The 12,776-nt window shown below is 71.2% G+C and carries 10 protein-coding genes and 1 other RNA gene; 10 read left to right on the forward strand and 1 reads right to left on the reverse strand.

The genetic code is table 11. The features are described from left to right. Positions 1-48: 48 nt before the first annotated feature. Entirely contained in the window at positions 49-243 is a 195-nt protein-coding gene (locus ACFUK0_RS36950; RefSeq protein ID WP_380257845.1) for a hypothetical protein, read from the reverse strand. Positions 244-666: 423 nt separating this feature from the next. Here ACFUK0_RS36950 and ftsE point away from each other — a divergent pair, with 423 nt between their 5' ends. The 10 genes from ftsE to ACFUK0_RS37000 all read left to right on the forward strand — a co-directional run bounded on the left by ftsE (position 667) and on the right by ACFUK0_RS37000 (position 12,705). Further along, positions 667-1,356, forward strand: a complete 690-nt coding sequence (gene ftsE / locus ACFUK0_RS36955) for a cell division ATP-binding protein FtsE (RefSeq protein WP_380257847.1) — start codon at positions 667-669, stop codon at positions 1,354-1,356. Between the two features lie 58 nt (positions 1,357-1,414). Beyond that, on the forward strand, positions 1,415-2,323 hold the full coding sequence (gene ftsX / locus ACFUK0_RS36960) for a permease-like cell division protein FtsX (protein ID WP_380257849.1): 909 nt from the start codon (positions 1,415-1,417) through the stop codon (positions 2,321-2,323). 122 nt (positions 2,324-2,445) lie between these two features. After that, positions 2,446-3,588, forward strand: a complete 1,143-nt coding sequence (locus ACFUK0_RS36965) for a S41 family peptidase (protein ID WP_380257851.1) — start codon at positions 2,446-2,448, stop codon at positions 3,586-3,588. 62 nt (positions 3,589-3,650) lie between these two features. Beyond that, positions 3,651-4,127 (forward strand): SsrA-binding protein SmpB, encoded by a 477-nt coding sequence (smpB, locus tag ACFUK0_RS36970; protein WP_380257853.1) that lies wholly within the window; start codon positions 3,651-3,653, stop codon positions 4,125-4,127. Positions 4,128-4,283: 156 nt separating this feature from the next. Next, positions 4,284-4,662, forward strand: a transfer-messenger RNA (tmRNA) gene (gene ssrA, locus ACFUK0_RS36975). Between the two features lie 195 nt (positions 4,663-4,857). Further along, entirely contained in the window at positions 4,858-6,237 is a 1,380-nt protein-coding gene (locus ACFUK0_RS36980) for a nitrate/nitrite transporter (RefSeq protein WP_380257855.1), read from the forward strand. 114 nt (positions 6,238-6,351) lie between these two features. Beyond that, positions 6,352-7,548, forward strand: coding sequence for a uroporphyrinogen-III synthase (locus ACFUK0_RS36985; RefSeq protein WP_380257856.1), 1,197 nt, complete (start codon positions 6,352-6,354; stop codon positions 7,546-7,548). A 151-nt stretch (positions 7,549-7,699) separates the two neighbouring features. After that, the gene (locus tag ACFUK0_RS36990) at positions 7,700-9,985 is read left to right on the forward strand and encodes a HelD family protein (RefSeq protein ID WP_380257858.1); all 2,286 of its coding nucleotides are present in this window, start codon (positions 7,700-7,702) and stop codon (positions 9,983-9,985) included. A 411-nt stretch (positions 9,986-10,396) separates the two neighbouring features. Continuing rightward, positions 10,397-11,872, forward strand: a complete 1,476-nt coding sequence (locus ACFUK0_RS36995) for an NAD-dependent malic enzyme (RefSeq protein ID WP_380257860.1) — start codon at positions 10,397-10,399, stop codon at positions 11,870-11,872. 551 nt (positions 11,873-12,423) lie between these two features. Next, positions 12,424-12,705, forward strand: a complete 282-nt coding sequence (locus tag ACFUK0_RS37000) for an HU family DNA-binding protein (RefSeq protein WP_380257862.1) — start codon at positions 12,424-12,426, stop codon at positions 12,703-12,705. The last annotated feature ends 71 nt before the right edge of the window (positions 12,706-12,776 follow it).

The following is a 12,776-nucleotide window of genomic DNA, read 5'->3' on the forward strand; positions in this document are numbered from 1 at the left end:
CGCCGGTAGGTACCGGCGGGGCCCGCTCCGTCGTTCACGTGTCCTGGGTCAGGCCAGGGCCTGCCGGGCGAGCAGGGCCACCGCGAGCAGCCCCGCCAGGATGGCGAGCAGCATCGCGGGGGACAGCGCGGCCAGCGGCCCCTGCTGCTCCTGCAGCCGGGCCCGGTTGGCGCGGCATACCGGGCAGCGGCCGTCGCTCACGCGGCCGTTGCAGTTGGCGCACACCAGATGGTCGCAGGTCATGCGATCTCCTCCTCGCTGCTACAGCCAACGCACCGGACGGGGCTTTGGTTCCTTATCGTGCCCTGTACGGGGGAGCGGCCAACCACGGCTGCTGCCTCCACTGTGCCAGGTTCCGCGCAGGAAGGCCCCCGGGCTGTGAGAAGCCTCGCAATTTTCGGGGCAAAGGCGGACATTGTCCTCCAATTCCCCGGGTCTGTCCTGGGCTGCGCTGCGGGCTCGCAGCCGCTTCGCGTATGGTCCCAAGCCGGGGGAGTGGCGCATTCCACTCCCGCCGCCCATCCCGGGTCAGGATGCCGGGGGTGGGACCGACCGAGGAACGGCGCCGCGGGGCCCGCACCTTCCGGCCCGAAGTAACGATCGGGTGACGGAAGTTCGGCCGAAGCAGGCCGCCATTCCACCTAGGATGGCCTCCGTGATGCAGCCGTGATCAGATTCGACAACGTCTCCAAGACCTATCCCAAGCAGAACCGTCCCGCCCTGTCGGACGTCTCGCTCGAGATCGAGAAGGGTGAGTTCGTCTTCCTGGTCGGCTCGTCCGGCTCGGGCAAGTCCACCTTCCTGCGGCTGTGCCTGCGCGAGGAGCGCCCCAGCGTCGGCGAGGTGCACGTGCTGGGCAAGGACCTCGGCAAGCTGTCCAACTGGAAGGTGCCGCACATGCGGCGCCAGCTGGGCACCGTCTTCCAGGACTTCCGCCTGCTCCCCAACAAGACGGTGGCGCAGAACGTGGCCTTCGCCCTGGAGGTGATCGGCAAGCCCAAGAGCGCCATCAACAAGGTGGTGCCCGAGGTGCTCGACCTGGTCGGCCTCGGCGGCAAGGAGGACCGCATGCCCGGCGAGCTCTCCGGTGGTGAGCAGCAGCGCGTGGCGATCGCCCGGGCCTTCGTCAACCGCCCGATGCTGCTGATCGCGGACGAGCCGACCGGAAACCTCGACCCGCAGAACTCGGTCGGCATCATGAAGCTGCTGGACCGCATCAACCGCACCGGCACGACGGTGCTGATGGCCACCCACGACCAGGCCATCGTCGACCAGATGCGCAAGCGCGTCATCGAGCTCGACAAGGGGCTGCTGGTCCGCGACCAGGCCCGTGGCGTCTACGGGTACCAGCACTGATCCCGTAGGCCGCCGGCCCGAGTCGCCCGACCAGCCTTGACCCTGGAGTTGGAAACGCATGCGCGCCCAGTTCGTCCTGTCGGAGATCGGTGTGGGTCTCCGCCGCAACCTGACCATGACCATCGCGGTCGTCGTCAGTGTCGCGCTCTCGCTCGCCCTCGCCGGTGCCAGCCTCCTGGTCCGTGACCAGGTCAACTCGATGAAGGGTTACTGGTACGACAAGGTCGAGGTGAGCATCTACTTCTGCACGAAGTCGGATGCCGCCCACTCCCCGCAGTGCGTCAACGGGGCGGCCACCGACGAGCAGATCGCCGCCGTCAAGACGTCCCTGGACAAGATGCAGGTCGTGCAGACCTCGCTGTTCGAGAACTCGGCGGACGCGTACAAGCACTGGAAGGAGATGAACCCGGACAACCCGCTCATCTCCGTCCTCGGCCCGGAGGCCATCCCGCAGTCCTGGCGGGTGAAGCTCACCGACCCGACGAAGTACGACGTCATCCAGAGCGCCTTCGCCGGCAAGCCCGGCGTGAAGTCGGTCGAGGACCAGCGCAAGATCCTGGAGAACCTCTTCGGGCTGCTCAACGGCCTGCAGACGGCCGCCTTCGTGATCATGGTGCTGATGCTCTTCGTCGCCCTGCTGCTGATCGTCAACACCGTCCGGGTGTCGGCGTTCAGCAGGCGGCGCGAGACCGGCATCATGCGCCTGGTCGGCGCCTCGAACTTCTACGTCCAGATGCCGTTCATCGCGGAGGCCGCGTTCGCCGCGCTGCTCGGCGCGGTGATGGCCTCCGGGCTGCTGCTGGGCGGTCACTTCTTCGTCCACAGCTGGCTCGCCGACCGGGTGCAGTTCATCCACTTCATCGGCCTGTCCTCGGTGCTGGCGGTGATCCCGCTGCTCGTGGTCGTCGGTATGGGCATGGCCGGCATCGCGGCGTTCTTCACCCTCCGCAAGTACTTGAAGGTCTGACCGCAGCACCCGGGACACCCGCGGGACGACCCCGGACGGCACTGCGCCGTCCGGGGTCGTCCCGTTCCCGGCGGGCCCCATTCCCCCACCCGGGCGCCGCCCTGCGCCTAGACTCCGATGCCATGTCAGAAACTCCGCGCCGCGACCGCAGCCCGGCGCCCCGCCACGGGACCACGCTCAGCCTGGTGTTCGGTGCGGTGCTGCTGGCCGGCGCCGCGACCGGGGCCTGGGGCGACCCGCCGACGCGTCCGGCGTCCGTCGACGCGGCGCCCGCCCTGGTGGCCGGCCAGGACCCGGCGGGCGCCGCCCTCTCGCCGCAGCAGGCCGAGGGCCTGATCGGCGCGAACGGCGACCGCTGGGGCGCCTACTACAGCGCGCAGGAGTACGCCGAGTTCACCCAGGGCCTGGGCGGGCGCTACCTCGGCGTCGGCCTGTCCGTCGGGCGCGGCCAGGACGGCGTGACCGCCGTCTCCCAGGTGCAGTCGGACGGCCCGGCCGCCGCCGCCGGCATCGCCGCGGGCGACCGCCTGCTGAAGGTCGGCGAGGACGACGCCGACCACCTGCCGGTCACCGAGGTGGTGGCCCGGCTGCGCGGCCTGGAGGGCGACCGGCAGGTCGGTTCCACCGTGACGCTCGCCGTCCAGCGCCGTGACGGGCAGGTCCGCGAGGTGGCGCTGCGCCGGGCGCTGCTGGACAGTCAGCAGGTCGCGGTGGAGCGGACGGCGGACGGCGTGGTCCGGATCGCCGTCCGGGCCTTCACCAGCGGCGTGGCCGACCAGGTGCGCGCCGCCGCACGCGGCGCGCACGCCGGGGTGGTGCTCGACCTGCGCGGCAACTCCGGCGGCCTCGTCGAGGAGGCCGTCGCCGCCGCCTCGGTCTTCCTGGACGGCGGCCCGGTCGCCTCCTACCAGGCCCGCGGCGAGCGCCGTGAGCTGACCGCCGCCCGCGGCGGCGACACCCGCACCCCGCTGGTCGTCCTGGTGGACGGCGGCACGATGAGCGCCGCCGAGCTGCTCGCCGGCGCCCTCCAGGACCGATGTCGCGCCGTCGTGGTGGGCGGCCGCACCTTCGGCAAGGGCACGGTGCAGCAGCCGAGCCGGCTCGCGGACGGCTCCGTGCTGGAGCTCACCGTCGGCCACTACTACACGCCCTCCGGCCGCTCCCCGGACGGCACCGGCCTCACCCCGGACGTCCCCGCCGCCGACACCGACGACCCGCCGGCCCTCGCCCGCCGGGTGCTGGCGGGCCTCGGCACCCGCGTCTGACACGCATACCCGGATAAAGGGGCTGCCGAGCCGCGGCGCGTAGTGCGAGAATGATCGGCGCTATGGCAAAGGAAACCGGACACAAGCTGATCGCGCAGAACAAGAAGGCGCGGCACGAGTACACGATTCTCGACACCTACGAGTGCGGCATGGTGCTCACCGGCACCGAGGTGAAGTCGCTCCGCGAGGGCAGGGCCAACCTGGTCGACGGGTACGCGTACATCCAGAACCACGAGGTGTGGGTCGACAACGTGTTCATCCCCGAGTACACCCAGGGGACTTGGACCAACCACTCGGCGCGGCGCAAGCGCAAGCTGCTGCTGCACCGGATGGAGATCCGCAAGATCGAGTCGAAGCTGAGCGACGCGGGCCACACGCTCGTCCCGCTGTCGCTGTACTTCAAGGACGGGCGGGTGAAGATCGAGATCGCGCTCGCCATCGGCAAGAAGCTGTACGACAAGCGGCAGACGCTGCGGGAGAAGCAGGACACCCGCGAGACGGCCCGCGCGGTGGCGGCCGTCCGCCGCCGCCAGCGCTGACCGCACGTCGCCACCGCTTAATGAGCTGGACCGCCGCCTGACCGACCGCGTACCATGGCTCATGCATCACCGGGAGGGCGACCGACCGGGGCTGCGGAGCAGAAAGTTGCTCGACAGAGGTTGCTCGACCCGCAGGGTTGCTTGTCAAATAAACATGGGGATGATCGGTTTCGACAGGGGAAGTCGAAACAGGAGAAGCGAGCCGAGGAAGCGGCAATGATCTCGTTAACCATATGTCGCAAAAAAATAATCGCCAACACTAAGCGCGATTCCCAGTTCGCTCTCGCTGCCTAATTAAGCAGCAATAGCGCAAGGGTGTCAGACCGGGGAGTTCCCGACCCGGACCCTGGCATAATCTAGGGAACTCAACCGTCCACCCGGGCTACGGGGGTGGGCGGGAAACCAAACAGTAGCTGGGCCTGTTGGCGGCTTGTCCGCGTGACTGCCAGGGCCGAGAAAATCACAGCGGACTGCGCTCGGAGAAGTCCTGAATCCACTCCACTGGACCCGGGTTCGATTCCCGGCATCTCCACCACCCCATGTTGCAGCAGCAGTCCGAAAGCCGTCCTCCGCCCAGCGGAGGGCGGCTTTCGTACGTTCCGAACCCCTCACAGCTACCCCCGCCATCGGGTGAGAGGACGGTTCCGCAGCCGTCACAGGACACAACGAAGCGGAAACCCCGGACTCCTAGCGTCAGTTGACACAGGCGCCGGCAGGCAAGGGGAAAACGATGAGCACGAGTACGGCAGGCACGCAGTCAAGAGCGGGCGGTCGCTGGATCCAGGAGTGGAACCCGGAGGACCCGGCATTCTGGGAGGGCGGCGGAAAGAAGATCGCCAACCGCAACCTGGTCTTCTCCGTGCTCTCCGAGCACATCGGCTTCTCCATCTGGAGCCTCTGGTCGGTGATGGTCCTCTTCATGGGCCCCAAGTACCACGTGGACCCGGCCGGAAAGTTCTTCCTGGTGGCCATGCCGACCCTGGTCGGCGCATTCGTCCGGATCCCGTACACCGTCGCGGTGGCCCGGTTCGGCGGTCGCAACTGGACGGTGGTCTCCGCCCTCCTGCTGCTCCTGCCGACCCTCACCGCGGCGTACGTGATGCACCCCGGCACCTCCTACACCACCTTCATGCTGGTGGCCGCGCTCACCGGCCTGGGCGGCGGCAACTTCGCCTCCTCGATGACCAACATCAACGCCTTCTTCCCGATGCGGCGCAAGGGCTGGGCCCTCGGTCTGAACGCGGGCGGCGGCAACATCGGCGTCCCGGTGATCCAGCTGATCGCCCTCGCCGTGATCACCTGGGCCGGCGCCACGCACCCCCGGGTGGTGCTGGGCATCTACCTGCCGCTGATCATCATCGCCGCGGTCTGCGCAGCCCTCTTCATGGACAACCTCGCACCGATGAAGGCGGACACCGGCGCCCTCGCCGAGGTCTTCCGGGAGAAGCACACCTGGCTGATGTCCGTCCTGTACATCGGGTCGTTCGGCTCGTTCATCGGCTTCAGCTTCGCCTTCGGCCTCGTCCTGCAGAACCAGTTCGGCCGCACCCCGCTGCAGGCCGCCCAGCTGACCTTCATCGGCCCGCTGCTCGGCTCGCTGATCCGGCCGGTCGGCGGAAAGCTCGCGGACCGCTTCGGCGGCTCCCGGATCACCTTCTGGAACTTCGTCGCCATGGCGGCCGCGGCCAGCGTGGTCACCTACGCCTCGTCGGTCCGCTCGCTGCCGGTCTTCCTGGTCGGCTTCATCACCCTGTTCGTCTTCGCCGGGCTCGGCAACGGCTCGACCTACAAGATGATCCCCGGCATCTTCGACGCCAAGGCCCAGGACCGCATCGCCACCCTCGGGGACACCCCCGAGCAGGCCGCCGCCTGGTCGCGGCGGATGTCCGGTGCGGCGATCGGCATCATCGGCGCCGTCGGGGCGGTCGGCGGGCTCCTGATCAACCTGGCCTTCCGGCAGTCGTTCCTGACGGCCAAGAGTGGCACCCCCGCCTTCGTCTCCTTCCTGGCGGCGTACGCGGTCTGCTTCGCCCTCACCTGGGTGGTCTACCTGCGCCGGCCCTCGGCGGGCCGCACCAGGGCCGCCAGCCCGGCGCTCGCGGAGGTCTGACCAGGACCGTCACCTGGCCTCCACAAGCGCGGAAACGCTGCTGAAACCATTCGGACCCCGGGGCGACACCGCCCCGGGGGACGATTCTGGTCCACCCGACGAAGGACCTGCACCATGGACGACCTGACGACCGGCCCGCAGCCGGATGCCGAGCCCGTGCCGCCGCTGGCAGGGTTCACCATCGGCATCACCGCTGCCCGCCGCGCCGATGAACTCGCCGCCCTGCTCCAGCGCAGGGGCGCCGCCGTCGTGCGCGCCCCCGCGCTGCGGATCGTGCCGCTGCCCGACGACGCGGACCTCCTCGCGGCCACCCACGCCCTGATCAACGAACCGCCCGACATCGCGGTCGCCACCACCGGCATCGGCTTCCGCGGCTGGATCGAGGCCGCCGAGGGCTGGGGGCTCTTCGACGAACTCACCGAGTGCCTCGCCAAGGCCTCGGTACTGGCCCGCGGCCCCAAGGCCAAGGGCGCGATCCGGGCCGCCGGTCTGCGCGAGGAGTGGTCGGCGAGCTCGGAGTCCTCCGTGGAGGTGCTGGAGCGCCTGCTGGACCAGGGCGTGGAGGGCCGCCGGATCGCCGTCCAGCTGCACGGCGCCCCGCTGCGCGACTTCGTGGACTCGCTCCGCGCGGCCGGCGGCGAGGTGGTCGAGGTACCGGTGTACCGCTGGCTGCCGCCGGTCGACCTGGCCCCGCTCGACCGCCTGCTGGACGCCTGCTGCACCGGCGCCCTGGACGCCGTCACGTTCACCAGCGGCCCGGCCGTCCTCGGCCTGCTGGAGCGCGCCGCGGACCGCGGCCTGACCGCCGAGCTGCTGCACGCCCTGCGCCGGGACGTCCTGCCGGTCTGCGTCGGCCCGATCACCGCCCAGCCGCTGGAGGACCTGGACGTCCCCACCGTGTGGCCCGAGCGGATGCGCCTCGGCGCCATGGTGCAGACCCTCACCGCGGAACTGCCCCGGCGCTCCCGCCAGCTGTCCGTCGCCGGGCACCGGCTGGAGCTGCGCGGGCAGGCCGCCCTGGTCGACGGCGGTCTGCGGCCGGTGTCGCCGGCCGGCATGGCGCTGCTGCGGGCGCTGGCCCGCCGTCCCGGCTGGGTCGTCCCGCGCGCCGAACTGCTCCGGGCGCTGCCCGGCAGCGGTGACGACGAGCACGCGGTGGAGACGGCGATGGCCCGCCTGCGGGCCGCGCTCGGCGTGCCCCGGCTGGTGGCGACCGTCGTCAAACGCGGCTACCGGCTGGCCGTCGACCCGGTGCCGGGGCCCGGCTCGGGCGAGGACGGCAAGTACGCGGTGGTGGCGTCGCCCGGCTAGCCGGCCGGGCGGTGCGGCGGTGGGGCGGTGCTCGGGCGTAGGATCTTCTGTCCGCTCATTCCCGAGGCGGACGACCACCGCAGGATGTACGTCAGGGGGCTCCTTGGGCGCGCACGGCTCAACCCAGTACACCGCCGCAACCACCGAGGCCATGCAGAGCAACACTGAGATCGACACCGTCCGCGACCGCGAGATCGCCGGGGAACAGAAGCACCTGGACAACGTCTACCACCGGCTGGAGGAGAAGCTCGCCGAGGCCGAGTACATCCTCGAGGACGCCGCCAGGCGCGTCCAGGTCGGTACTCCCGGCGCGCTCGCCGAGCGCGACGCCCAGGTCTACCGGGCCGGAGCACACCTCCAGCGGCTCAACAACGAGTTCGAGGACTTCCTCTTCGGCCGCATCGACCTCCAGCAGCCCGACGCGCCGGAGGAACACGGCATCCCCTCCGACACCCCGCTCGACCCGGCCGACCCGGCCGTCGCCGAGACCCTGCACATCGGCCGGCTCGGCGTGCTGGACGCCGAGTTCGGCCCCCTGGTGATCGACTGGCGGGCGCCGGCCGCCGCGCCCTTCTACCGCTCCACCCCGCTGGAGCCGGGCCGGGTCATCCGCCGCCGGGTGATCCGGTCCAAGGGCCGCAAGGTGATCGGCGTCGAGGACGACCTGCTGCGCCCCGACCTCACCCCCACCCTGGACGGCGAGGAGCTGGCGGTCGTCGGCGACGGCGCACTGATGGCCTCCCTCGGCCGGGCCCGCAGCCACTCCATGCGGGACATCGTCTCCTCCATCCAGAAGGAGCAGGACGAGGTCATCCGGGCGCCCGCGGCCGGCGCCACGCTGGTCACCGGCGGCCCCGGCACCGGCAAGACGGCCGTCGCCCTGCACCGGGCCGCGTTCCTGCTCTACCAGGACCGCCGGCGCTACGCCGGGGGCATCCTGGTGGTCAGCCCGACCGCCCTGCTGGTCTCGTACACCGAGGGCGTGCTGCCCTCGCTGGGCGAGGAGGGCCAGGTCGCGATCCGGGCGGTCGGCTCGCTGGTCGACGGCATCGAGGCGGGCACCTACGACACACCGGAGGCGGCCAGGATCAAGGGCTCGGCCAGGATGGTCCAGCTGCTGCGCCGGGCCGCCCGCGGGGCCCTGGAGCTGGGCGCGCCGACCGAGCTGAAGGTGGTCGCCCGCGGCGAGGTGCTCAGGCTGGACGCGGACCGGCTGAAGGCGGTGCGCGGCAACGTCGTCGGCGCCGGCGGCACCCCGCTCAACCTGCTGCGCCCGCGGGCCCGCAGGCTGCTGCTGGACGCCCTGTGGTCGGAGCTGGCCCGGCACCTGCCGAAGCCCGCCGACCACTACGCGCGCGAGCAGCGCCAGGAGGAGAAGGAGGCCTTCGACGAGTACGTGTCGGACGAGGCGTCGTTCCTCGACTTCCTGGACGCCTGGTGGCCCGCCGTGACCCCGCGCCGGGTGCTCGGCATGCTCAAGTACCCGCGGCACACCAACCGGGTCGCCCGCCGGGCGGTCACCCCGGAGGAGGCCCGGGTGCTGGCGGCGTCCTGGCGCGGGCTGTCGGACCGCGGCGAGGGCGCGCTGTCCCCGCACGACGTGGCCCTGGTCGACGAGCTGCAGCTGCTGCTCGGGGAGCCGGCCCGGCCGAGGTCGCGGGAGGTGGACGCGGTGGACATGCTGACCGGCCTGGACGAGGTGACCACCTTCGCCGACCGCAACAGCCGCCAGCGCGAGCGCCTCCCGGTGGAGCGCACCGAGTACGCGCACATCATCGTGGACGAGGCCCAGGACCTCACCCCGATGCAGTGGCGCATGATCGGCCGCCGGGCCCGGATGGCGACCTGGACGATCGTCGGAGACCCGGCGCAGAGCTCCTGGCCGTACCCGCAGGAGGCGCAGGCGGCACTGGACGAGGTGCTGTCCGGCAAGCCGCGCCGCCGGCACACCCTGACGGTGAACTACCGCAACCCCGCGGAGATCGCCGAGGTGGCGGCCAAGGTGCTGGCGCTGGCCGCGCCCGGCACCCCCTCGCCGACCGCGGTGCGTTCGACCGGGGTGGAGCCGCGGTTCGCCGCGGTCACCGACCCGTCGGCGCAGGCGTTCGCCGACGGGGCGCGGGCCGAGCTGGTCCGGTTGCTGGCCGAGGTGGACGGCACGGTCGCGGTGGTGGTCCCGATGGACCGCCGGGCGGAGGCCGCCGGGTGGATCGCGGGCCTGGGGGAGCGGGCGGTGGCGCTCGGCAGCCTGGAGGCGAAGGGCCTGGAGTACGACGCCACGGTGGTCGCCGACCCGACCGGTATCGCGGGCGAGTCGGAGGCGGGCCTGCGGGTGCTGTACGTGGCGCTGACCCGCGCCACCCAGCGGCTGACCGTGCTGTCCGGCCCGGACGACCTGCCGAACGCGGACGGCGTGCCGGCGATGCTGCGCGGCTGAGCGCGGCTGACCCCGGGTCAGCGGTGCGACCGTCAACGACGAAGGCCCCCACCGGTGGTGGGGGCCTTCGCGACGCTGGTGACACCGACCCGCCATGCTCGCCTCGCGGCAAGTGGTCGCTCGAAGCGACTAAGGTTGGGCCCGGGGGCTTGGATCGAGCCGGTGTCCCGTCCAATGTAACGCATCCGCTCCGGACGCCAAGGGCTCCGCGGCAGATTTCCGGGATGCGGCTGGTTCTGCCGGAGACTCCTTTGTCGAGTCCGGACACTCTATGAACTTTATTTCTGGCTTCCCCCTGGTAGGTGCGACGATCGAGGTCTAGCATGCGCTGGGCGCGATCTTCAACAATTTGTTGAGATTGCCCGGTGCGCACAGACCCACACACCCTCAGTGGACGGAAGAAGGACGTCGATGGCGACGGTTCCCAGTGTCTCCAACTCGATCACGGTGCGGATGGAGGTCCCGGCCCGGGGCAACGCCGTCAGTTCGATCACCACCGCCGTGGAGTCCTCCGGCGGATCGGTCACCGGCCTCGACGTCACCGCGTCCGGCCTGGAGGCGCTGCGGATCGACGTGACCGTCGCCGCGTCCTCGGTGGCGCACGGCGAGGAGATCGTCGAGAAGCTCCGCGCGATCGACGGGGTCAGTATCGGCAAGGTCTCCGACCGGACCTTCCTGATGCACCTCGGCGGCAAGATCGAGATGTCGTCCAAGCTGCCGATCCGCAACCGTGACGACCTCTCGATGATCTACACCCCGGGTGTCGCCCGGGTCTGCATGGCCATCGCCGAGAACCCCGAGGACGCCCGCCGCCTCACCATCAAGCGCAACAGCGTCGCCGTGGTCACCGACGGCTCCGCCGTGCTGGGCCTGGGCAACATCGGCCCGGCCGCCGCGCTGCCGGTGATGGAGGGCAAGGCGGCCCTGTTCAAGCGGTTCGCGGGCATCGACGCGTGGCCGCTCTGCCTGGACACCCAGGACACCGACGAGATCGTCGCGATCGTCAAGGCCATCGCCCCGGGCTTCGCCGGCATCAACCTGGAGGACATCTCCGCGCCGCGCTGCTTCGAGATCGAGGCCCGGCTGCGCGAGGCGCTGGACATCCCGGTCTTCCACGACGACCAGCACGGCACCGCGATCGTGGTGCTCGCGGCGCTCACCAACGCGCTCAAGGTGGTCCGCAAGGAGATCTCCGAGATCCGGGTGGTGATGTCGGGCGCCGGCGCCGCCGGCACCGCGATCCTCAAGCTGCTGCTGGCGGCCGGCGTCGAGCACGCCACCGTCGCGGACGTCCGCGGCGTCGTGCACGGCGGCCGGGACGACCTCAACGACAGCCTGCGCTGGATCGCCGAGCACACCAACCGCTCGGGCCGCACCGGCACCCTCAAGGAGGCCGTGGCGGGCGCCGACGTCTTCATCGGCGTGTCGGCCCCGAACCTGCTGGACGGCGACGACCTGGCTAGCATGGCCGAGGACGCGGTCGTCTTCGCGCTCGCCAACCCGGACCCGGAGGTCGACCCGGCCGTCGCCCGGCAGACCGCCGCGGTGGTCGCCACCGGCCGCAGCGACTTCCCGAACCAGATCAACAACGTGCTGGTCTTCCCCGGGGTCTTCCGCGGCCTGCTGGACGCCCAGAGCCGCAACGTCACCACCGAGATGATGATCGCCGCCGCCCGCGCGCTGGCCACCACCGTCGCGGACGACGAGCTGAACGCCAACTACATCATCCCCAGCGTCTTCCACCCGGACGTGGCCAAGACCGTCGCGGCGGCCGTCCGGGAGGCCGCGCTGGCCGACGCGGGCCCGCAGGAGCCCGCCAGGGACCGGCCGACCCCCGGCTTCGTCGGCACGCTGGACACCACGTCCTTCCCCGCCGTCGAGCTCTGACAGCCCACTCCCGTCCGCATTCCGGAATGCGGACGGGAGGCCTCCGGGAGTGTCCCGGGGCGCGTGGGCGGGGCCGCCGGAACGACCGATTGGCGACCCTACCCACCCCGGCCTGCCCCGAACCCTTGCGACACAAGGGCGAGGGCGTGTTTGGGCTTGTCCCCGGCAGGGCGTACGGTAGCCCTGAACGGGGCAGGCGTGTCCGACAAGTACGGAACGTCCCCCCGGCCTACCGGCGTGTCGTCCCGACCGCCGCCCGCTCCGGTCCGCCGGAGCCGACGGAGCGTCACCGCTCCGGCGGGCGGGCGTTGTTCGGGTCAACGGCGCCGGGGTCCGATTGGCTTTCTCGGGCCTGGTCGGGGCAGGATTCGTACCCAGGCAGGCACGCGGGCTGAAATGCACGGCGCGCGGCTCGGGGTACGAGCCGACCCCTGACACCCCATGCCTGATTGAGCACAGTGTGCGGACCAGCGGCCCATCCGGGAGCCCCCGGAGGGACGACCGATGGGGCCCTCCGCACGCCGCAACGCGAACAGACCACAGGAGTACACATGAACCGCAGTGAGCTGGTGGCCGCGCTGTCCGAGCGCGCCGAGGTGACCCGCAAGGACGCCGACGCCGTTCTGGCCGCTTTCGCCGAGATCGTCGGCGAGGTCGTCGCCAAGGGCGACGAGAAGGTCACCATTCCCGGTTTCCTGACCTTCGAGCGCACCCACCGCGCTGCCCGCACGGCCCGCAACCCGCAGACCGGCGAGCCGATCCAGATCGCGGCCGGCTTCAGCGCCAAGGTGAGCGCCGGCTCCAAGCTGAAGGAAGCCGCCAAGGGCGTCTGACGCACGGCTCCCCGGAGCCTCGCGACACCACGCAGTACCGCCAGGGGCGGGCCGGTCACCCGGCCCGCCCC

Source organism: Kitasatospora sp. NPDC057223, from assembly GCF_042669755.1.
Classification (GTDB): domain Bacteria; phylum Actinomycetota; class Actinomycetes; order Streptomycetales; family Streptomycetaceae; genus Kitasatospora.